The 19,990-nt window shown below is 64.4% G+C and carries 20 protein-coding genes; 11 read left to right on the top strand and 9 right to left on the bottom strand.

From position 1 onward, the window contains the following. Nucleotides 1-8 precede the first annotated feature (8 nt). The 5 genes from LH20_RS16300 to LH20_RS16280 all read right to left on the bottom strand — a co-directional run bounded on the left by LH20_RS16300 (nt 9) and on the right by LH20_RS16280 (nt 5,396). Nucleotides 9-680 carry an inner membrane-spanning protein YciB gene (locus tag LH20_RS16300; RefSeq protein WP_079638261.1) on the bottom strand — a complete coding sequence of 224 codons (672 nt, stop codon included), beginning with the start codon at nt 678-680 and terminating at the stop codon, nt 9-11. Further along, nucleotides 677-1,603, bottom strand: coding sequence for a signal recognition particle-docking protein FtsY (gene ftsY / locus LH20_RS16295; RefSeq protein ID WP_053555141.1), 927 nt, complete (start codon nt 1,601-1,603; stop codon nt 677-679). Before ftsY ends, LH20_RS16300 begins: the two co-directional genes overlap by 4 nt. Then, the gene (locus LH20_RS16290; protein WP_053555140.1) at nt 1,600-2,865 is read right to left on the bottom strand and encodes a MiaB/RimO family radical SAM methylthiotransferase; all 1,266 of its coding nucleotides are present in this window, start codon (nt 2,863-2,865) and stop codon (nt 1,600-1,602) included. Before LH20_RS16290 ends, ftsY begins: the two co-directional genes overlap by 4 nt. Continuing rightward, nucleotides 2,862-3,668, bottom strand: coding sequence for a diaminopimelate epimerase (dapF, locus tag LH20_RS16285; protein WP_053555139.1), 807 nt, complete (start codon nt 3,666-3,668; stop codon nt 2,862-2,864). Before dapF ends, LH20_RS16290 begins: the two co-directional genes overlap by 4 nt. 90 nt (nt 3,669-3,758) lie before the next feature. Beyond that, the gene (locus tag LH20_RS16280) at nt 3,759-5,396 is read right to left on the bottom strand and encodes a putative bifunctional diguanylate cyclase/phosphodiesterase (protein ID WP_053555138.1); all 1,638 of its coding nucleotides are present in this window, start codon (nt 5,394-5,396) and stop codon (nt 3,759-3,761) included. A gap of 272 nt (nt 5,397-5,668) precedes the next feature. Between LH20_RS16280 and ffh the strand changes: the two genes are divergently transcribed. The 3 genes from ffh to rimM are packed head-to-tail and all read left to right on the top strand — an operon-like array spanning nt 5,669 to nt 8,266. Next, nucleotides 5,669-7,120 (top strand): signal recognition particle protein, encoded by a 1,452-nt coding sequence (gene ffh, locus LH20_RS16275; RefSeq protein ID WP_053555137.1) that lies wholly within the window; start codon nt 5,669-5,671, stop codon nt 7,118-7,120. Between the two features lie 36 nt (nt 7,121-7,156). Next, nucleotides 7,157-7,753, top strand: a complete 597-nt coding sequence (rpsP, locus tag LH20_RS16270; protein ID WP_053555136.1) for a 30S ribosomal protein S16 — start codon at nt 7,157-7,159, stop codon at nt 7,751-7,753. 3 nt (nt 7,754-7,756) lie between these two features. Continuing rightward, nucleotides 7,757-8,266 carry a ribosome maturation factor RimM gene (rimM, locus tag LH20_RS16265; protein ID WP_053555135.1) on the top strand — a complete coding sequence of 170 codons (510 nt, stop codon included), beginning with the start codon at nt 7,757-7,759 and terminating at the stop codon, nt 8,264-8,266. Between the two features lie 99 nt (nt 8,267-8,365). Here rimM and LH20_RS23570 read toward each other — a convergent pair whose 3' ends face one another. Further along, a complete protein-coding gene (locus tag LH20_RS23570; protein WP_158501156.1) occupies nt 8,366-8,527 on the bottom strand; it encodes a hypothetical protein in 162 nt (53 codons plus the stop codon). Between the two features lie 103 nt (nt 8,528-8,630). Here LH20_RS23570 and LH20_RS16260 point away from each other — a divergent pair, with 103 nt between their 5' ends. The 5 genes from LH20_RS16260 (at nt 8,631) to LH20_RS16235 (ending at nt 12,958) form a co-directional block, all read left to right on the top strand. Beyond that, a complete protein-coding gene (locus LH20_RS16260) occupies nt 8,631-9,554 on the top strand; it encodes a LysR substrate-binding domain-containing protein (protein ID WP_053555134.1) in 924 nt (307 codons plus the stop codon). 373 nt (nt 9,555-9,927) lie between these two features. Further along, complete coding sequence (gene trmD, locus LH20_RS16250; RefSeq protein ID WP_053555132.1) at nt 9,928-10,674, top strand: tRNA (guanosine(37)-N1)-methyltransferase TrmD; 747 nt, start codon at nt 9,928-9,930, stop codon at nt 10,672-10,674. After that, entirely contained in the window at nt 10,671-11,048 is a 378-nt protein-coding gene (gene rplS, locus LH20_RS16245; protein WP_053555131.1) for a 50S ribosomal protein L19, read from the top strand. Before trmD ends, rplS begins: the two co-directional genes overlap by 4 nt. Nucleotides 11,049-11,158: 110 nt before the next feature. Next, nucleotides 11,159-12,184: an aspartate-semialdehyde dehydrogenase gene (locus LH20_RS16240; protein WP_053555130.1), complete on the top strand. Its 1,026-nt coding sequence runs from the start codon at nt 11,159-11,161 to the stop codon at nt 12,182-12,184. Between the two features lie 105 nt (nt 12,185-12,289). Continuing rightward, a complete protein-coding gene (locus tag LH20_RS16235) occupies nt 12,290-12,958 on the top strand; it encodes a DUF2238 domain-containing protein (protein WP_053555129.1) in 669 nt (222 codons plus the stop codon). A gap of 295 nt (nt 12,959-13,253) precedes the next feature. On the opposite strand, the gene LH20_RS16230 is transcribed toward LH20_RS16235, so the two are convergent. The 3 genes from LH20_RS16230 to LH20_RS16220 are packed head-to-tail and all read right to left on the bottom strand — an operon-like array spanning nt 13,254 to nt 16,427. Further along, nucleotides 13,254-14,843, bottom strand: a complete 1,590-nt coding sequence (locus LH20_RS16230) for a DHA2 family efflux MFS transporter permease subunit (RefSeq protein WP_053555128.1) — start codon at nt 14,841-14,843, stop codon at nt 13,254-13,256. A gap of 13 nt (nt 14,844-14,856) precedes the next feature. Next, complete coding sequence (locus LH20_RS16225) at nt 14,857-15,975, bottom strand: HlyD family secretion protein (protein WP_053555127.1); 1,119 nt, start codon at nt 15,973-15,975, stop codon at nt 14,857-14,859. After that, nucleotides 15,972-16,427, bottom strand: a complete 456-nt coding sequence (locus LH20_RS16220) for a MarR family winged helix-turn-helix transcriptional regulator (RefSeq protein ID WP_053555126.1) — start codon at nt 16,425-16,427, stop codon at nt 15,972-15,974. The genes LH20_RS16225 and LH20_RS16220 overlap by 4 nt, the downstream gene beginning before the upstream one ends. 132 nt (nt 16,428-16,559) lie before the next feature. On the opposite strand from LH20_RS16220, the gene LH20_RS16215 reads away from it, so the two are divergent. The 3 genes from LH20_RS16215 to LH20_RS16205 all read left to right on the top strand — a co-directional run bounded on the left by LH20_RS16215 (nt 16,560) and on the right by LH20_RS16205 (nt 19,932). After that, nucleotides 16,560-17,213: a 2-hydroxychromene-2-carboxylate isomerase gene (locus tag LH20_RS16215; protein ID WP_053555125.1), complete on the top strand. Its 654-nt coding sequence runs from the start codon at nt 16,560-16,562 to the stop codon at nt 17,211-17,213. Between the two features lie 44 nt (nt 17,214-17,257). Continuing rightward, complete coding sequence (locus LH20_RS16210; protein ID WP_053555124.1) at nt 17,258-18,013, top strand: alpha/beta fold hydrolase; 756 nt, start codon at nt 17,258-17,260, stop codon at nt 18,011-18,013. A gap of 74 nt (nt 18,014-18,087) precedes the next feature. After that, nucleotides 18,088-19,932 carry a M2 family metallopeptidase gene (locus LH20_RS16205; RefSeq protein WP_053555123.1) on the top strand — a complete coding sequence of 615 codons (1,845 nt, stop codon included), beginning with the start codon at nt 18,088-18,090 and terminating at the stop codon, nt 19,930-19,932. Nucleotides 19,933-19,990 lie beyond the last annotated feature (58 nt).

Raw genomic sequence — 19,990 nt, 5'->3', positions numbered from 1 at the left:
GGCGAGAGTTATTTTGCTTCGCTTTCGGACACCGCAAGGCCGTTCTTCATCATCACCGGTAATTGGGTCAGCGTGAAGAGGAAGGATAGCGCGGTGACGCCCCAGACCTTGATCGTCAGCCAGAGGTCGAAGCTCATCTCGCCCGCCTGGATCAATTCGTACATGACGTGATTGGCGATGCCGAGCGCTGCAAAGAAGAGGCCCCAGTTTCGCGAAAGCGCAAGCCAACCCTTTTCGGTCACGCCCTCGAGCGCCGACTGCAGCAGATATTTGAGCATCGGCTTCTTGAAGAACCATCCGCCGAGGAGCAAGGCGGCGAAACCGGCGTAGATGATCGTCGGCTTCATCACGATGAAGCGCTCGTCGTGAAACCAGACGGTCAGCGCCCCGAAGCCGAGAACGAGGATGCCTGACATCCACAGCATCGGCGAAATTTTGCCGAGTTTCCATTTCGACACCGCCATCGCGATGACGATCGCGACCATGAAGGCGAGCGTGCCCTTGATCGCGCCCGCCGTCGCCGCGAAGGCGCCCTCGCCGCCCGAGGTGAATTTATAGGTGATGAAGAAGATGAGCAGCGGCCCGAAATCGATCGCGAAGTTGAGCCAGCCATGCTTGGCAGGCGGCGGTGCGGGCACCGTCTCCGGGCCGGCGGGCAGTTGGTCGAAAGTCTCGCTCATCGGATATTTCCTGCAATAATGCCCGCGATCTCATCGGCATCGAAGGGCCGGAGGTCGTCAATCGTCTCGCCGATCCCGATCGCGTGGATCGGCAGGCCGTGGCGCTCGGCCGCGGCGACGAGCACGCCGCCGCGCGCCGTGCCATCGAGCTTGGTCATCACAAGACCCGTTACGCCTGCCACCTCGCGGAACACGTCGATCTGCGAAAGCGCATTCTGTCCCGTCGTCGCGTCGAGCACCAGAACGACGTCGTGCGGCGCCGCCGGATTGAGGCGGCCCAAGACGCGCTTGATCTTGGCAAGCTCGTCCATGAGCTCGCGCTTGTTCTGAAGCCTTCCCGCGGTATCGACGATGAGCACGTCGATGCCGGTCGCTGTTGCCTGCTTGACGGCGTCGAAAACGATGCCCGCGGCGTCACCGCCCTCAGCTCCCGCCATGATCGGCACCCCAAGCCGCTCGGCCCAGACTCTCAGCTGCCCGATCGCGGCGGCGCGGAAGGTGTCGCCCGCGACGAGCATGACCCCATAATCCTGCTCCTGAAAGAGATGCGCAAGCTTGGCGATCGTCGTGGTCTTGCCCGAGCCGTTGACGCCGATCACCAATATGACCTGCGGGCGCGGAAAGGCGTCGATCTCCAGCGGTTCGGCGACCGGGCGGAGCACGGCAGCAATCTCACCGGCGACGATCTTCCTCAATTGTTCGACATCGCCCTCGCCCGCGTCGCGCCGCTCGGCAAGGCGGTCGCGGATACGCGCCGCCATCCCGGGCCCAAGGTCGGCGGTGATCAACGCCTCCTCGATCCGGTCGAGATCCTCGTCGTCGAGCCGCGACTTGCCGGTGAGACCAGCGAGATTCTCGCCGAGCCGCTCCGACGTCCGCTTGAGACCGCCGAATAGCCGCTCGCTCCAGCTTGCGCCGCTCATGCCGCGATCCTTTCGGCGATCATCCGCTCGCCGTCTCGCGCGGAGAGGCGCACCGGAACGATGCTTCCCGGCGCCGCAGGGGCGACGAGGGCGAGCGCGGCGAATGTCTCGCCATGTCCGGTTAGACCATCGCGCTCGACGAGCATCGATGCCCGGAGGCCTTTTTGAGCATCCATCCACGCATGACGCCGCCGCGCATTGGCTTCGCGCAGGATCGCTGCGCGCTCGCGCGCCACGGCGCGGGGAACTTGCGGCATGCGCGCGGCGGGGGTTCCGGCACGCGGGCTGTAAGGAAAAATATGGCCAAAGACGATGTCGGCCTCGTCGATCAGGGCCAGGCTGTTGGCGAACATCTCGTCATCCTCGGTGGGAAATCCGGCGATCAGGTCGGCGCCAATCGCAATGTCGGGCCGCGCGGTCTTGAGGCGTTCGACCAGACGCACTGCATCGGCGCGGCGGTGGCGGCGCTTCATTCGCGTGAGCACCATATCGTCGCCGGCCTGCAGCGACAGATGGACGTGAGGCATCACCCGCCTTTCCTCGGTGATCAGCGCGAAAAGAGCGTCGTCGAGGCGGTGAGGATCAAGCGACGAGAGGCGCAGGCGCTCGACGGGCAGCTCCAGCAGTGCCGCGACCAGCGCAGCGAGGCTGGTGCCAATATCGTCGCCATAGCTTGCAAGATCCACCCCCGTCAGCACGATCTCGCGCTGGCCGCGCTCGAGCGCAGTGCGGGCGGCATCGACTACGGCTTCGACCGACGAGGAGCGCGCGGTGCCGCGGGCGAGCACGGTGGCGCAAAAGGTACAGCTGTGCGAGCAGCCGGTCTGCACGCCCAGGAAGGCGCGGGCGTGATCGGCGCCAGAGAGGGCTGGGGTGTACCCGTTCTTTGTCTGGTCGAGGGCAAGAGGCTGATGAAGAGTGTCGGCTTTCACGCCCGGTTGGGGCGCGCTGGCGGCACGATAGCTCGCGGCGAGGTTCTTGGCGTCGTTGGCAACCACCCTTGCGCCCATGTCCGCAAAGCGCTGCCCCTCGAGCTCGGCGGCGCACCCGGTGACCACGACGCTCGCGCCTGGCCGCTCGCGCAGGGCGCGGCGCACGGCCTGCCGTGCCTGTCGCAGCGCTTCATCGGTCACAGCGCAGCTGTTGAAGACAATCATGTTGCCCGCACCGGCGCGCGTCGCCGCGGCACGCACCGCCTCACCCTCGGCGATGTTGAGCCGGCACCCGAAATTGACGACTTCGACGCCTCCTGGAGCGCTCATCCGAAGCGCGCCCAGTCGGTTTCGCCCTCGAACACGCGCGTCGCGGCGCCGCTCATCACGATCGGCTCACCTTCGGCCCAGCGGATCACGAGGTCGCCGCCGGGCAGCGAAATGGTGACCGGGGACTGGACGAGGCCTGCGCGGATCGCCGCGACCGCGGTGGCGCAGGCGCCGGTCCCGCATGCCTGGGTCAGCCCCACCCCGCGCTCCCAGACGCGCAGCTGCAGCTGATTTTCGCCATCGAGGCTCGCGACATTGACATTGACGCGTTCGGGAAAAAGCGGATCCGTCTCGATCCTGGGTCCAAGGTCGGCGAGCGGAACCGCATCGGCTTCCGGGACAAAGAAGATCACGTGCGGATTGCCGACATTGACCGCCGCGCCATGCTCAAGCTCGTCCCAAGCAACGGGCATGTCACGCGTATCCATCGGCATTGCGAGCGGGATCTGCTCCCAATCGAAGGCGGGTTTGCCCAGCGTCACCTCGGCGCCGCCATCGGCCGGGCTGACACGCAGCATGCCGCCCAGCGTCTCGATCACGGCAGCCTTTCCGATCAGCGTCGCGACGCAGCGCGTCGCGTTGCCGCAGGCCTCTACCTCGCCGCCGTCGGCGTTGAAGATACGCATCTTGAGATCGACCTTCTCGGATGGCTCGAGCAGGATCAGCTGGTCGCAGCCGATGCCGTGCCGCCGGTCGGCGATCGCATGCGCGCGCGCTGCCGTCATCTCGACGGCGCGTGTCCGCGCATCAATGACGACAAAGTCGTTGCCGAGGCCATGCATCTTGGTGAAGCGATCCGCCATGTTCGCGCATGTAAGGGCGCGCAGGCGGGAAGTCTAGCGAGGCGGGGCTGGCTCGCCAGCTCTTCTTTTCCGACACCGGGCGCGACGCGCCTATGCCGATTTGCGCAACTCGGCGCTTTCGTCTCCGGGAGCCTTCGGGGCCGTCAGCGGTGTCCGCAGGAGACCGCGCTCGGCGAGCATATGGGCGGTATCCGCAGCCGACATCGCGCGGCCATAATGCCAGCCTTGACCCTTCGCGCAGCCGAGCCGTGTGAGCTCGGTCGCGGTTGCGGCATCCTCGACCCCCTCGGCTGTGATCGGCATGCCAAGGCTTTCGCCAAGCCGTACGATTGCAACGACAATCGCCTGCGCATCGGCGCTTCCGCGCATCGCCGCGACGAAGCTCTTGTCGATCTTGATCCGGTCGAACGGCAATGCGCGCAGGTGCGAAAGCGAACTATAGCCGGTACCAAAATCGTCAAGCGCAAGCGAAACGCCCTGATTCTTGAGGCTGGTGACAATCGAACGCACCAGCGGGAGATTTTCAAACAAGGAGCTTTCGGTGATCTCGACTTCGAGCTGGCTTGCAGGAAATCCCGTTTCGACCAGGAGCTTGGTCAGCTTCTGGCTGAACCAGGGGTCTTTCAGTTGCTGGGGCGAGATGTTGACCGCCAGGAAGATCGATGGGTCCCAGCCCCTGGCAATCTCCATGGCGTCGCGAATGACGCGCAGCGACAACTCGCCGATCAACCCGCTTTCTTCGGCAACCGGGATGAAGCGTTCGGGCGGGATCATGCCGTGCTCGGGCGAATCCCATCGCATCAGCATCTCGAAGCCGACGAGCCGTCCGCTCGCGATGTCGACCTGCGGTTCGAAATGCGGAACAAATTCGCCGCGCGGCATGCCGTTGCGGATGCCTGTCTCAATCTGATTGCGGGCCTGCATGGCCATTTCCATGCCGGGTTCGAACCAGATATGGCGGTTCCGGCCCTTCTCCTTGCCGTGATACATGGCGATGTCGGCCTGGCGCACGAGCATTTCCATTGTCGCATTTTGCCCCGTTGCAAGAGCGATGCCGAGCGAACTGCCGATCCGGATCTGCTGGCCTTCATATTCGACCGGCTCTTCGAGCGCGGCAACAAGCGCTGCGGCCAATGCGTCGATCTGGTGCCGCGCGGCGGGTTCGAACGCGATCATCGCGACGAACTCGTCGCCGCCAAGCCGCGCCTTGGTTGCGTTCGGGGGCAGGATAGCAGTGATCCGCTCAGCTGCAACCTGCAGCACATGATCGCCTGCGACATGACCATGGATGTCGTTCACCGTCTTGAAATGATCAAGGTCGAGGAGCAGCAATGCGACATGGCGCTTTTCGGCCGCCGCTGCTGCGACCAGCGAGGGGCCGGCGGCGAGCAGGGCACGCCGGTTGAGATAGCCTGTGAGGGGGTCGGTATCGGCAAGGAAACGCGCCCGCTTCTCGGCAAGGGTGCGCTCACGAATCTCGCGGTTGAGGTCGTCGTAACGCCGCCAGCCAAACAGGATCAGCGCGATATTGAGGATCAGGGTTGCCGCGAGCACCCGATCGGTGCCGCCACTCACTCCCGCGAGCGTGCGCACCACCGATTGCATCACACTGCTGCCCGTGCCGACGAACAGAAGAATGGCGGCGATGACGATGCCGCCTGCAACGATGTCGCGTTTGGCCCCCTCGCTGCGATCCCATTCCTTCGGCACGATCGTTTCGGCTCTCATTGCTATGTCCCCACAGTCGTCCCTCCTTGCACCCGAAGGCGTGAAATTTGCGTTAAGTGAGAACCGGTGCCCATGACCTTGCGACATGCGGGATTGCGCAGACTTGCCTTCTTGCCCGCTTTCCCGTAAGGGCGCCCCGTTCGGCCGCATCTTGCGGGCGGGCATATCGACATCCGCGACGGAAAATCTGTCCACGGATAGCCGCTGGTTGGCGAGGTTTCGCTCACCGGCGTCTTTTGCGTTGCGGCCTGTCAGAAGGGATTTTGGGCCACATGTTCGACAGTCTGAGCAATCGGCTTGGCGATGTTTTCGGGAAGCTCCGCGGCCGCGGCGCGCTGACTGAGGCCGATGTGCGCGCCGCGATGCGCGAAGTTCGAATCGCGCTTCTCGAAGCCGATGTGGCGCTGCCCGTCGTACGCAGTTTCGTCGATCAGGTGACCGAACTTGCGGTCGGGCAGAATGTCCTGCGCTCGGTCACGCCGGGTCAGCAGGTGGTCAAGATCGTCAGCGACGCGCTGACCGAGATGCTCGGCTCCGAAACCGCCGAGCTTGATCTCAACGTCACGCCGCCCGCGGTCATCATGATGGTCGGTCTTCAGGGTTCGGGTAAGACGACCACCACCGCGAAGATCGCGAAGCGCCTGAAGGATAAGGAGCGCAAGAAGGTGCTGATGGCGTCGCTCGACGTCCATCGCCCTGCCGCGCAGGAGCAACTTGCGGTTCTCGGTCAGCAGATCGATGTCGCGACGCTCCCGATCATTGCCGGACAGCAGCCGGTCGAAATCGCGCAGCGCGCAATGCAGGCCGCGAAGCTTCAGGGCTTTGACGTGCTGATGCTCGACACCGCGGGCCGCCTCCACGTCGACCAGCAGCTGATGGACGAGATGCAGGCGGTGTCGCGCGCAGCGAATCCCGCCGAGACCTTGCTCGTCGTCGATAGCCTGACAGGCCAGGACGCGGTTCAGGTCGCGCAGCGCTTCACCGACCAGGTCCCGCTCACCGGCGTGGTGCTTACCCGCATGGACGGCGATGCGCGCGGCGGTGCCGCGCTGTCGATGCGCGCCGTTACGGGAAGACCGATCAAATTTGCCGGTACCGGTGAGAAACTCGACGGTCTTGAACTTTTCCAGCCCTCGCGCATCGCAGGCCGCATCCTCGGTATGGGGGACGTTGTCAGCCTCGTGGAGCGCGCTGCCGAGACGATCCAGGCCGAAGAGGCCGAGGCGATGGCGAAGAAGATGGCGAAAGGTCAGTTCGACCTCGACGATCTTCGCACGCAATTGAACCAGATGCGCCGCATGGGCGGAATTGGTGCGCTCGCCGGCATGATTCCCGGCCTGAAGAAGGCGCAGGCCGCGATGGCGCAGAGCGGTGCCGACGACAAGATGCTCGTCCACTTCGATGCGATCATGAGCTCGATGACCCCGAAGGAGCGCGCGAGGCCCGAAATCATCAACGCCAAGCGCAAGATCCGCATCGCCAATGGCTCGGGAACCAGTGTGCAGCAGGTAAACAAGGTGCTGAAAATGCACCAGGAAATGTCGACCGCGATGAAGCGCATCCGCAAGATGGGCGGACTGAAGGGGCTCGGCGCGCTGTTCGGCAAGGGCGGCGGAATTCCCGGCGTGCCCGGCCTTGGGGGCGGCGGCATGGGCGGTCTTCCCGGGCTCGGCGGTGGAGCGATACCGCCCGATCTCGCTAATATGTTGAATAAGAAGAAATAACCCAAGACAACCAGTTCAGACTAGAAGGATATTATCATGGCTACCTCAATTCGCCTTTCGCGCGGCGGTTCGAAAAAGCGCCCCTATTACAAGATTGTCGTCGCCGACTCGCGCAGCCCGCGCGACGGCCGCTTCATCGAGCGCATCGGCAGCTACAACCCGCTGCTCGCCAAGGACAATCCGGAGCGCGTCAAGCTTGACACCGAGCGTGCCGCACACTGGCTCTCGGTCGGCGCCCAGCCGACCGACCGTGTTGCCCGCTTCCTCGATGCCGCGGGCCTCAAGGAACGCGCCGCGCGCAGCAATCCCAAGAAGGGCGAGCCGGGCGAGAAGGCCAAGGAACGCGCCGAAGAAAAGGCTGCAAAGCTGGCCGAGGCCGAAGAGGCCGCGAAGGAAGCTGCCGCTGCTCCGGCTGAAGAAGCTCCCGCCGAAGAGCCGGCAGCTCCCGAAGCTGCCGAGTCCGACGCGACCGGCTCGGTGAAGAGCGAAGAGACTGCCGAAGCCGTCGCCGACGCCGTGGCAGAAGAGGTTCCGGCCGAAGCGACCGCCGAGGACGCCGCTGCGATCGCCGAAGAAGTCGCCGAAGGCGGCCCGGTGGCCGAAGAGGCTGGCGAAGAAAAGGCCGAAGGCTAAGCCTTGGCGCACGCCGACCGCCCTGTCACCCTTGCCGCCATTGCTGGCGCGCACGGGGTGCGGGGCGAGGTCCGCCTCAAATTGTTCGGGGAAGGCGCGGACGCCTTGCGCGCCTTTTCCACCTTCGACGCCGGCACCCGCAAGCTGACGCTGCTATCGGTTCGCCCCGCGAACCAGGGCGCCGTCGCGCGCTTCGCCGAAGTGACTGACCGCGCGGCGGCCGAGGCGCTGCGCGGGACGCTGCTCACCGTGCCCCGCTCGGCGCTCCCGCCGCTTGGCCCTGGCGAATATTATCATCACGATCTTATCGGCCTTTCCTGCACCTCCACCGAAGGCGAGGCGCTCGGCACCGTCGTTGCCGTCGAGAATTTCGGTGCGGGAGACATTCTCGAGATCGAGCGACCCTCCGAACCGGGCCGGCGGGCGACGCGCTTCATGGTGCCGATGACCCCGCAAGCGGTGCCCGAATGGAGCGATGGGGGGATCATCGTGACGGCGGCTTTCGCCGAATAAAGTCATCCGGCAGAGGTTGGACGGAAATCGCGCCGCAAGGGTGAGCGGCCGGCGCGCAGCTTGCGCGCAGCGGCACGGTCGACACGATTTCCGTCCGTCTCAGTGCGCCCCGGCACGGGGCTTGGAGGGGGCGGCAGGACGCGCGCCGCGTGCACGCCAGTTCCGCCACGCCTGCGCAACCTGGGAAATGCCGCGATCGAGATCGGCGCTGAAGCGCCCGTGATTCTCGGTCCAGCCGCGCATCCACATTTCGTCCATCATCGATCGCCTCCTGCTCGTGGGGTGCCCCCTCAATGCGCCTCGCGCGGCGATCGGGCCAACAAAAGCTTTGCCGAAGATCATAAGCGCAGCTTATAGGGAGCTCGTGTCCAGACTACCGCCCCTTGCCGCCATCAGAGCCTTCGAAGCCGCTGGAAGGCTGGAGAATTTCTCGCGCGCTGCCGAGGAGCTCGGGATGACGCAGGCCGCGGTCAGCTATCAGGTTCGCCAATTGGAAAACCGGCTCGGACATGCGCTGTTCGTTCGGGAGAAAGGCCGCGTGCGGCTTTCTGAAACGGGAGAGCGACTGCTTCCCGCAATCCGCGCCGCGTTCGCCTCGATGGACGATGCTTTCGCATCGCTCGACAGCGATGAGGCTGAGGTGCTGACCATCAATGCCGCCACCAGTTTCGGGGGGACGTGGCTCAGCGCGCGGATCGGCAGTTTCCAGCTTCAATATCCCGATCTTGCGGTGCGCATGGCGATGAGCAACGTGCTTGTGGATTTCGATGCGTCGAATGTCGATGTCGCAATCCGCATCGGGCGGGGGCATTGGCCGGGGCTGCGCGCCGATTTCCTGATGCGCCAGTATCTGGCGCCTATCGCTTCGCCCGCCTTCATCGAGGAGCACGGAATCCGCGAGCCCGCTGACCTCCTGCGCGTCCAGCGGCTCGCTCCAAACGACAGCTGGTGGGCGGACTGGTTCGCCGCCGCTGGCGTCGCAACGCCGCCGGCTCCGTCGCGGCGCGGGATCGAGCTCGACAGTCAGTTGCAGGAAGCGAGCGCCGTGCAGGCGGGTTTCGGCGTCGCGATGATGACGCCGCTCTATTGGCGGGCCGAACTGGCGAGCGGGCGCCTCGTCCAGCCCTTCGATACGCTCTACGTCTCGGAGGCATCGGGCATGTGGCTTGTTCATCGCGAAAACCGGGTCGGGGTGAGGAAGATCGAACGCTTCCGCGAATGGCTGCACGCCGAGATCGAGAAGGATCGCCACATCCTGCCCGAGGCGCTATGGCGGCCGCTGCCATGAGGCGACGACGCGTCGGCAGCGGAGCCAAGAAAGGACTGCAAGCGATGTCAGATGGCCGGGTTTTCATCCTGCTGCTGCTGGGATCCACGATCTCGTCCGGAATATTGGGCTATGGTCTCGCCAGATTCCGTCCGCGCTGGTCTAGAAGGCGCATTGTGTTTCTGTCTGCCTCATTTGTTCCAGGACCCCTGGCTGCACTCCTTGTCTTTGCTTTCCTTCATTCCCTCATCACGGGCTTGACGGCGCCAGAGAGATGCGGGGTCGACGCTTGCAGCATGGTGATGATGGCCTCGATGATAGGACTTGCGGCCGCGCTGTTATCGTTTGGCGCGGCCGCCTTTGTTGCTTCGCTCAGTGTTGGGAGCAGGCACCGATGACCTTCACCGCTGTCCCCCTCACGCTTTATCCCGACATGTTCCCGGGGCCGCTGGGACACAGCATGGCGGGACGCGCGCTGGAGAGCGGGACATGGGCCTGTGCGCCGGTGCAGATCCGCGATTTTGCGATCGACCGGCACCGCACCGTTGACGACACGCCCGCTGGCGGGGGCGCGGGGATGGTACTGAAGGCCGATGTGCTGGGCCGGGCCATCGATCATGCGGTCGCCGCCTATCCGGGGCTGCCCTTGCTTGCGATGACGCCGCGCGGGGCGCCCATCACCCAGGCGCGGGTGCGCGGGCTTGCGGAGGGTCCCGGCGCGATCATTCTCTGCGGCCGCTTCGAAGGATTCGACGAACGCATTTTCGAGGCGCGGCCGATCGAACAATTGTCGATGGGCGACCTCGTTCTATCGGGCGGAGAGATGGCGGCGCTGTTGCTTCTCGACGCTTGCATTCGGCTGCTTCCCGGCGTAATGGGCGCGGCTTCTAGCGGAGACGACGAATCGTTCGAGAATGGTTTGATCGAGTATCCGCATTATACCCGACCTGTCACATGGGAAGGGCGCACGATCCCCGAAGTGCTGCGATCGGGGGATCATGCGAAGATCGCCGCCTGGCGGAAACAAAGGGCGGAAGAGGACACACGGTTACGCAGGCCGGACCTTTGGGAGCGCCATGAGGGCGCTCGGGACCGACCTGCCTCTGGCGCGCGGCAACAGAAGAAGGACCAGGGGCCATGAACCTCATCCAGACGATCGAAGCCGAAGAAATCGCCAAGGCTGGCAAAGACATTCCGACCTTCCGTCCCGGCGACACGCTGCGTGTCGGCGTGCGCGTCGTTGAAGGCGAACGCACCCGCGTTCAGAATTTCGAGGGCGTGTGCATCGCTCGCTCGAACAAGGGAATGGGCTCGAATTTCACCGTGCGCAAACTGTCGTTCGGTGAGGGCGTCGAGCGTGTTTTCCCGCTCTACTCGCCGAACATCGACAGCATTACCGTCGTCCGCAAGGGCGCCGTCCGCCGTGCGAAGCTCTACTATCTGCGGGGCCGCACCGGTAAATCGGCGCGTATTGCGGAGCGCCGCGATTACCGGTCGGAAGCCGGCGAAGGCTAAGGAGAGCTTTCTCCCTACAAAGCCGAAACAGCTTTCCAAAACGACCGGTTCCGCCAAAGCGCGAAACCGGTCGTTTTTCATTTCAGACATCAGCATCAAAGGACAAATTCATGGGTTACCGGATCGTCGTCGCGGGTGCGACGGGCAACGTCGGACGCGAAGTCCTCGCCATCCTCGCCGAGCGTGAATTTCCGATCGCCGAACTCGCCGCTGTCGCCTCGTCGCGCAGCCAGGGCGAAGCGGTCGAGATCGGCGACACCGGTCGTACCGTGAAATGCCAGAATATCGAGAACTTCGATTGGAGCGGCTGGGACATGGCGATCTTCGCCATCGGCAGCGACGCGACCGCCATCCATGCGCCCAAGGCAGCGGCGGCGGGCTGCGTCGTCATCGACAATTCGTCGCTTTACCGGATGGACCCCGATGTGCCGCTGATCGTGCCCGAGGTGAATCCCGATGCGATCGACGGCTACAAGGCGCGCAACATTATCGCGAACCCCAATTGCTCGACCGCGCAGATGGTCGTCGCGCTGAAGCCGCTCCACGACGCCGCGACGATCAAGCGCGTCGTCGTTGCGACCTATCAGTCGGTGTCGGGCGCGGGCAAGGCCGGCATGGACGAACTTTGGAACCAGACGCGCCAGATCTTCGTCGGCGATGAAAAGGACGTGCAGAAGTTCACCAAGCAGATCGCCTTCAACGTCATCCCCCACATCGACAAGTTCCTCGACGACGGCTCGACGAAGGAAGAGTGGAAGATGGTCGTCGAAACGAAGAAGATCCTCGACCCCAAGATCAAGGTCACCGCGACCTGCGTGCGTGTACCGGTGTTCGTCGGTCACTCCGAGGCGATCAATATCGAACTCGAGGACGAGCTGTCGGCTGAGGAGGCGCAGCGCATCCTGCGCGAGGCTCCCGGCGTCGTGCTTCACGACAAGCGCGAGGATGGCGGTTACACCACTCCCGTCGAATGTGTCGGCGACTTTGCGACCTTCATCAGCCGCGTCCGTGAAGACCCGACGATCGAAAACGGCCTCAACCTCTGGTGCGTCAGCGACAATCTCCGCAAGGGTGCGGCGCTCAATGCCGTGCAGATCGCCGAACTCCTCGGCCGCCGGCATCTCAAGAAGGGGTAAGCCTGCGGACACAGGGTCCGTTCGTGCCGAGCGAGGTCGAGACGTGCGTCGTCGCGGCTTTCAAGCCACCTCGACTTCGCTCGATGCGAACGGTTAAACACGGAGGTGTTTTCGCGTCTCCGTCCCATTCCGCCCAGCCAGGGCCTTTTTCTCGGCCTGCTCCTTGCGCTTCTCCTTCTAGCCCAGTTCGATCAGCCCTATCCCGCCATCGCGCCGCTTCAGCACCTTCCGACCGCGCTGCTGCTTATCGCTGCGCCCTGGCTGCTCAGGCGGTGGCCGCTCTCAACGCCGGCGTTTGCATGCATCATCCTGTTTTTTGCGCTGCACACGCTTGGCGGGCGTTATGTCTACAGCAATGTCCCCTATGACGAATGGTCGCGCGCGTTGACCGGTCGCGGATTATCGGAGACGTTCGGCTGGACACGCAATCATTACGACCGCTTCGTCCATTTCAGCTTCGGCCTTCTCTCGATGAGCCCAGTGACGGAGATCGCGCGGCGCTACGGGGGCCTGTCGCGGCGCGGCGCGGTGCTCGCGGCGGCCGGCTGGGTACTTTCGCTGTCGTGTCTGTACGAGATTTTCGAATGGCTGCTGACGATCGTCGCGGCGGGTGAGACGGCGGATCGCTACAACGGCCAGCAGGGCGACATCTGGGACGCGCAAAAGGATATGGCCCTCGCTGCGCTCGGGGCTCTTCTGATCGGGGCTCTCCCGCGCGCCCTCCGGCGCCATGGAGGAGAAGGCCTCGCCTCAAGACCGGCGAGGTCTGAGTGATGCTTCCGCTTCCCGATAAGGTTTTTTACGCGGGCGCGATCCTCTGGTTTGCGCTTATCGCAATTTTCCCCGCGGAATGATCCTCGTCCTGGGCCTGGGACAGTCGCGGATGAGTGACAGAGGCGTAATAGCGCTGCGTTGGATCGGGGGCCTTTTCACGTTGGTCGCTTTCGCAAATCTTGCGCGGATTTATTTTTGCTAGCCGGCGCGCCAGAAATGCAATCGCATTCGAAGCCGAAGCGTTCCTATCCTCTGTCGCGCGTAGCGATGGGGAGGTGGCAGCAAGGTGCCGCGGTTAATGCCCCAGATCCGCTGCCGACGCCTTCGGGGCGCCGCGCGCAGGCGGGCGCAGCAGCATGACGAGCGGCACCGAGAGCAATGTCACCCACATCATGGCCCAGAAGTCGTCGATATAGGCGACCATCGCCGCCTGCCGGTTGATCTCCGCGTTCACCATGGCCATCGCGCTCGCGCCGAGTGCGCCCAGGCGGTCGGAAGTCGAGGGGTCGATCAGCGGGACTGCGCTGCTCGTGATATGCGCGGCCAAATCCTCATGGCTGCGCTGGGTGTTCGCGCCGAGCAGCGTTGTTACCACCGAAATCCCCACCGACGCGCCGACACTGCGCACGAGGTTGAGCAAGCTTGCACCATCGGTGCGGTATGCGGCTCTCAGTGTTGCAAAGGCCATTGTGTTGAGCGGGATGAAGATCAGCCCCATGCCGAGCCCCTGAACCAGACCGCTGATCACGACCGGCCAGGCGCCCATCATCAACGACCATTGGCTCATCTGGTAAAGCGAGTAGGCGGCGATCAGCAGCCCCGAGCCGACCAGCCAGCGTGCGTCGATCCGCCCCAGCAACTGCCCGGCAATCGACATGCTGACAAAGATACCGATGCCGCGCACCGCGAGCACCCAGCCGGTGTCGATCACCGGCCAGCCGAACAACCGCTGGAGCATCGGCGGGAGCAGTGCCATCGATGAGAACATGACGATGCCGATCACCACCATGAAGCCGAGCGCGGTGAGCAGGTTGCGGTCGGCGAGCATCTTGCGGTCGAACAGCGTGTTGCGCCCGGTCAGGAGGTGAACGAAGAACATCCACAAACAGGCGGCGGCGAACCCGGTTTCGATCCATATCTCGGCGCTGTCGAACCAGTCTTTCTGCGCCCCGCGGTCGAGCATCAGCTGCAGCGCAGCGAGCCCGAGGGCGAGCATCGAAAAACCGAACAGGTCGAACTTGCGGCCGAGACGCGGCGTCGCGGGCAGCAGCGCCCACATGAGCGCAAGCGTCGCGAGCCCCACCGGCAGATTGACGTAAAAGACCCAGCGCCAGCTAGCCGATTCGGTCAGCCAGCCGCCCAGGATCGGCCCCATGATCGGACCAACCATGATCCCCATGCCCCAGATCGACATCGCGCGGGCATGGCGCTCGGGCGGATTGATATCGAGCATCACCGATTGCGACAGCGGGCCAATGAAGGCGGCGCTGACTCCCTGGAGGAAGCGGAAGGCCACCATTTCCTCGAGGTTCTGGGCTGCGCCGCAGGCCATCGACGTGATGATGAAACCGATGACCGAGGCAAGGAAGAGGGTGCGGCGCCCAATGCGGTCGGCAAGCCAGCCGGTGATCGGCATCGCGACGGCCGAGGCAATGATATAGCTCGTCAGAACCCAGTTCACCGTCTCGCTTGTTGCGCCGAGACTCGACTGCATATGCGGAATGGCGACATTGGCGATCGTCGTGTCGAGGATCTGCATGACCGAGGCGCCCATGACCGCAACGGTCAGCAGGCCGCGGTAACGGACCTGCTCGTGGAGCGGCCGATCGGCTTGGACGCGGGTCGCGGCGGGCGCGCTGTGGCGGGAAAAGGCGCGGCTGGCCATGGTCGGCCGCCGTCTACTTGCAGCCGCCCGACGTGATCACCTTTACCTCGGTCGACAGGCCGGCAATCATCGCACGCCTTGGTACTTCGTCGAACGCGATGCGAACGGGGACGCGCTGGGTTACCTTGACCCAGTTGCCCGTCGCATTCTGGGCGGGCAGCACCGAAAATTCGCTCCCGGTTCCGGCGCCGATCGTCTGGACGTGGCCGCGCACGACGAGCCCCGGATAGGCGTCGAAGCGCATTTCGGCCGGCTGGCCGACGCACATGTCAGCAAGGTCGGTTTCCTTGAAATTGGCCTCGACCCATGGGTGCGCTGTGTCGACCAAGGTGACCGCGGGCAACCCCGCGACCATCATCTGGCCGACCTGCAACCGGTCCGATTCGGCAACCCGGCCCGCGCTCGGCGCGCGGACCTCCGTGCGGCCCAGATCGACCTCGGCCTGCGCGCGCTGGACGCGCGCGGCCGCGACCTGCGGATTGGTGCCGCTCGCGCCTGTCGCGAGCTTTGCGCGGGCTTCGGCCGCGTCGGCTCTGGCCTGCGCGAGGCGCGCTCGCGCCTGTTCGACCGCGTGTTTCGCGGCGTCATAGGCGGCCTTTGTCGTGAATCCCTTGTCCATGAGCGCAGCCTGCCGCTGGAAATTCGCCTCTGCAAAGGCAATGTCTTCCTGGGCCGCCTTGATGCTGACCTGTGTTGCGGCGAGGCTGGCCGAGAGATTGCCGACATCGACCTTGGCAGCGTCGATTGCCGCGCCCGCCTGCGCGACCGTCAATTTATAGGGCTGCCCGTCGATGCGGAAGAGCAGGTCTCCTGCCTTAACTTCCTGACCCTCGCGCACGGCGACCTCGGTGATCAGTCCGCCGACTTCGGCCGCGACCGAAACCTTGTCCATCTGGACATAGGCGTTGTCGGTCGAAACCGACCCGCCGCTCGTAAGCCACCAGACGCCGCCGGCGACCGCGAGCGCTGCTGGAACGCCGAACATGAGGGCGCGGGTGCGCCAGCTGGGTTTGGCGTCGTCTTGGGGGCGCGCAGATGCGGCGGGCGCGGGCGGCACCGGGTCTGCCTTGGGGACAGCGCGTGGCGGCTTGGCTTCTTCGGCCTTGGGACGGGGAGGGGAGAGCTCGGTCATGCTGGGGCCTTTGCTTCAGTCTCGTTGGTCGCGTCGCGACGTGACAGATTGCACCGGATGCGCCCGACAAGCGCGATCAGCTGCGTCCGCTCGGCATCGCTCAGTCCTTCCGTGGCTTCTTCGTTCAGCCGGTCGGTCGTCTGTCGCATGACCTCGAGAAGGTCGCGCGCGCGGGGCGTCAGGTGGAGCTGCCACGCGCGGCGGTCGGCGGGATCAGCGCGGCGCTCGACCAGCCCCGCCTCGGCCAGCCGATCGACCATGCGCGAGAGGGTGATCGGCTCGACTTCGATCAATTCGGCGAGCGGGCCCTGCCGGATGCCCTCGTGCCGCTTCAGATAGCTGATGAGCCGCCACTGAAGCGCGGTCACTCCGCTACTTTTGGTGCGCGCGTTGAATGCGCGGCGGAACAGCCGCGCGGTATCGTTCATCAGGAATCCGATGGTCTCGTTCATGGCGTGGCATATAATAGCAATTGCTATATAATCAATACCAAGCTCTGCTCTGAGATAAAGCTTGCCCCCACGGTCCGCGCGCGCGGACCAACGCCTCTTGCACCCCGCCGCAATATGGGCAGGATGGCCTTTATGACTCTCACCGCCGACCTCTTCTGGTCTTTCCGATCGCCCTATTCCTATCTCGCGATCGGTCGATACCGCGCGCTCGCCGCGAGCCATGCGCTCGATATCAACCTGCGCCCTGTCTATCCGCTCGCGATCCGCCAGCCGGATTTTTTCGAGCGCAATCATCCCAACTGGCTGAGCTACACGATGCGCGACATGATCCGCGTCGCGCAGTTCCACGGCATCCCCTTCGGGCCGCCGCGGCCGGACCCGATTGTCCAGAATGTGAAGACGCGGGAAATTGCTGCCGAGCAGCCCTATATCTACCGCCTCACTCGCCTTGGCCAGGCAGCTTCGCGCCGCGGCAAGAGTCTCGCCTTTTGTGATGAGGCGGCGCAGCTCATCTGGGGCGGAGTGCAAGACTGGCATCTTGGCGACCATCTCGCCGGCGCCGCGAAACGTGCAGGGCTCGACCTTGCCGAACTCGATGCAGAGGCGGAACACGACGCTGAGGCGCTCGATACGGAAATCGCCGCCAACCAGGTCGCGCTTGAAATTGCGGGCCACTGGGGGGTGCCGACGCTCGTTTTCGACGGTGAGCCCTTCTTCGGGCAGGATCGGATCGAAATGGCGCGCTGGCGCATGGAGCAGAAGGGGCTGCAGGCTCGCCCAGGCTGACTCGCGCCTTGCACCGCCTCCGTGTCGGCGCCTAGTAACGCTCCATGACGATAGCAGCACAATTTTTCGAGGCGCGCGACGGCGTGCAGCTGGCGTGGCGCGAGACCGGTGAGGGCGCGCCGGTGGTGCTGCTCCACGGCCTTTTTTCGAGCGCGGAGGTCAACTGGATCAAGTTCGGAACCGCCGAACGCATTGCGGCCGAGGGCTTTCGGGTGATCATGCCCGACCTTCGCGTCCATGGGTCAAGCGCCGCGCCGCACGATGTCGGGCATTATCCGCCCGACGTGCTCGTCAACGACCTTGAAGACCTGGTCTCCCATCTTGGTCTTTCCGATTTCGACCTCGGAGGCTTTTCGCTCGGCGCCCGGACCAGCGTGCGCGCCGTCCTTGCCGGGATGGCGCCCAGGCGGCTGATTCTCGGCGGCATGGGACTTGCCGGGCTCGCCGGGTGGCAGCGTCGCGGGGCGTTCTTCAAACGCGTCATCGCCGAATATGAAAGCGCAAAGCGCGGGGACGATACCTGGCTCTCGATCCAGTTCATGAAGACGATGAAGGTCGACCGCATCGCCGCCGGGCATCTGCTCGGCAGCTTTACCGACACCGCCCCCGATGCGCTCGCGGCGCTGACGATGCCGGTGCTCGTCGTTTGCGGCGACAAGGACGATGACAATGGCTCGGCCGAGGAGCTGGTCGCGGCGCTGGCCGATGCCAGGCTCGCGACGATCCCCGGCACGCACATGTCGAGCGTGACCGAGCCCGCGCTCGGCGAGGCGATCGCGGACTTCCTGGCCACCGCTTGACCGGACTGGCCGTGCGGTCCAGACTGGTGGCCATCGCGCCAGAGAGCGCCACGATCATCCAGAGGACGCACCCCATGAAAGCCATGATTTCGACCCTGTCGCTTGCGATATCGCTCGCCTTTGCCGCGAGCCCGGTGATGGCCCAGACCGCCCCCGCCGAGACGGCAGCCGCGGCTGCTCCCACGGCCGCCGACGCCGAGGCCTTCATCGCCGCGGCCGAAAAGGACCTGTTCGACTATACGGTCGAGGCGAGCCAGGTGAACTGGGTCAATTATAATTTCATCACCGAAGACACCGATGCAATGGCTGCGCGGATCAACGCCATCGGGACCGAGAAGGCGGTGAAATATGCGCTCGAAGCCGCCAGGTACCGGGATGTGCCGGGGCTGAGCGCGGATACGAAGCGCAAGCTCGACATATTGCGCAATGGCATCGTGCTGCCAGCTCCCACGACGGAAGGGGCCGCGGCTGAACTGAATCGGATCGCCACCGATCTTTCGTCGCAATATGGCAAGGGCAAGGGCACGCTCGACGGCAAGCCGATCGCGGGCTCCGACATCGAGGCCGAGATGGGCAATCTCGAGCACACACCCGCCCAGTTCGCGGAGATGTGGACGAGCTGGCATGACAATGTCGGTGCGCCGATGAAGCGCGATTACGCCAAGATGGTCGGCATCGCCAACGAGGGCGCCAAGGAACTGGGCTTCAGCGACGTCGGCGCGATGTGGCGCTCGGGCTATGACATGCCTCCGGAGGAATTTGCGAGGACGACCGAGCGGCTCTGGGAGGAAGTGAAGCCGCTCTACCTGGCGCTCCACACCTATGTCCGCTGGAAACTGAACGAGAAATATGGCGACGCGGTACAGCCCAAGACGGGCCCGATCCGCGCTGACCTGCTCGGCAACATGTGGGCGCAGGAATGGGGCAATATTTATCCGCTCGTTGCGCCTGCGGGCTCCGGGGACCTTGGCTATGACATCGGCGATCTGCTGAAAGCCCAGGGCAAGACGCCGCTCGACATGGTGAAGGCCGGCGAGAATTTTTATTCCTCGCTCGGTTTCGCGCCGCTGCCCGAGACCTTCTGGAAGCGCAGCCTTTTCGTCAAGCCCGCCGACCGCGAGGTCGTGTGCCACGCCTCGGCCTGGAACATCGACAACAAGGACGACGTCCGCATCAAGATGTGCACCAAGGTGAATTCGGACGATTTCGTCACAATCCACCACGAGCTTGGACACAATTATTACCAGCGCGCGTACAACAAGCAGCCGTTCCTCTATTTGAACGGCGCCAATGATGGCTTCCACGAGGCGATCGGAGATTTCGTCGCGCTGTCGATCACCCCGCAATATCTGGTCGACATCGGCCTGCTCGACAAGGCGCAGGTGCCGGGCGCCGACAAGGATATTGGCCTTTTGCTGCGGCAGGCGATGGACAAGGTTGCCTTCCTGCCCTTTGGCTTGCTCGTCGACCGTTGGCGTTGGGGCGTGTTCGACGGGACGATCCAGCCGGCCGATTACAACAAGGCCTGGACCGACCTGCGCCAGCAGTACCAGGGCATCATCCCGCCCGGCGAGCGGCCGGCCGACGCCTTCGACCCGGGCGCCAAATATCATATCCCTGGCAATACCCCTTATTCCCGCTATTTTCTCGCGCGCATCCTGCAGTTCCAATTTTATGAGGCGGCATGCAAGCAAGCAGGGTGGAAGGGGCCGCTCCACCGCTGCTCCTTCTACGGCAACAAGAAAGTGGGCGCGAAGCTCAATGCCATGCTCGAGATGGGCGCGTCGAAGCCCTGGCCCGACGCGCTCGAGGCATTTACCGGAAGCCGCGAGATGTCGGGCAAGGCGATGGCCGCCTATTTCGCACCGCTCAAGACGTGGCTCGACGAACAGAATAAGGGCAAGCCGTCCGGCTGGTAATCGGGAAAGCCCGTCAAGAATGGGGCTGGAGGGGCGACTCTCCGGCCCCTTTTTCTTG

This window comes from Sphingopyxis sp. 113P3, from assembly GCF_001278035.1.
GTDB lineage: Bacteria > Pseudomonadota > Alphaproteobacteria > Sphingomonadales > Sphingomonadaceae > Sphingopyxis.
This window is presented reverse-complemented; position numbering and strand designations above follow the sequence as displayed.

Bases quoted from the DNA above. Each gene is read 5' to 3' on its own strand.
- LH20_RS23570 (WP_158501156.1), bottom strand. From the start codon at position 8,527: ATGATGGACGAAATGTGGATGCGCGGCTGGACCGAGAATCACGGGCGC.
- LH20_RS16290 (WP_053555140.1), bottom strand. From the start codon at position 2,865: ATGAGCGCTCCAGGAGGCGTCGAAGTCGTCAATTTCGGGTGCCGGCTC.
- ftsY (WP_053555141.1), bottom strand. From the start codon at position 1,603: ATGAGCGGCGCAAGCTGGAGCGAGCGGCTATTCGGCGGTCTCAAGCGG.
- trmD (WP_053555132.1), top strand. From the start codon at position 9,928: ATGACCTTCACCGCTGTCCCCCTCACGCTTTATCCCGACATGTTCCCG.
- rplS (WP_053555131.1), top strand. From the start codon at position 10,671: ATGAACCTCATCCAGACGATCGAAGCCGAAGAAATCGCCAAGGCTGGC.
- LH20_RS16215 (WP_053555125.1), top strand. From the start codon at position 16,560: ATGACTCTCACCGCCGACCTCTTCTGGTCTTTCCGATCGCCCTATTCC.
- LH20_RS16280 (WP_053555138.1), bottom strand. From the start codon at position 5,396: ATGAGAGCCGAAACGATCGTGCCGAAGGAATGGGATCGCAGCGAGGGG.
- dapF (WP_053555139.1), bottom strand. From the start codon at position 3,668: ATGGCGGATCGCTTCACCAAGATGCATGGCCTCGGCAACGACTTTGTC.
- LH20_RS16230 (WP_053555128.1), bottom strand. From the start codon at position 14,843: ATGGCCAGCCGCGCCTTTTCCCGCCACAGCGCGCCCGCCGCGACCCGC.
- LH20_RS16225 (WP_053555127.1), bottom strand. From the start codon at position 15,975: ATGACCGAGCTCTCCCCTCCCCGTCCCAAGGCCGAAGAAGCCAAGCCG.
- LH20_RS16300 (WP_079638261.1), bottom strand. From the start codon at position 680: ATGAGCGAGACTTTCGACCAACTGCCCGCCGGCCCGGAGACGGTGCCC.
- LH20_RS16220 (WP_053555126.1), bottom strand. From the start codon at position 16,427: ATGAACGAGACCATCGGATTCCTGATGAACGATACCGCGCGGCTGTTC.
- LH20_RS16210 (WP_053555124.1), top strand. From the start codon at position 17,258: ATGACGATAGCAGCACAATTTTTCGAGGCGCGCGACGGCGTGCAGCTG.
- LH20_RS16240 (WP_053555130.1), top strand. From the start codon at position 11,159: ATGGGTTACCGGATCGTCGTCGCGGGTGCGACGGGCAACGTCGGACGC.
- LH20_RS16205 (WP_053555123.1), top strand. From the start codon at position 18,088: ATGAAAGCCATGATTTCGACCCTGTCGCTTGCGATATCGCTCGCCTTT.
- ffh (WP_053555137.1), top strand. From the start codon at position 5,669: ATGTTCGACAGTCTGAGCAATCGGCTTGGCGATGTTTTCGGGAAGCTC.
- rpsP (WP_053555136.1), top strand. From the start codon at position 7,157: ATGGCTACCTCAATTCGCCTTTCGCGCGGCGGTTCGAAAAAGCGCCCC.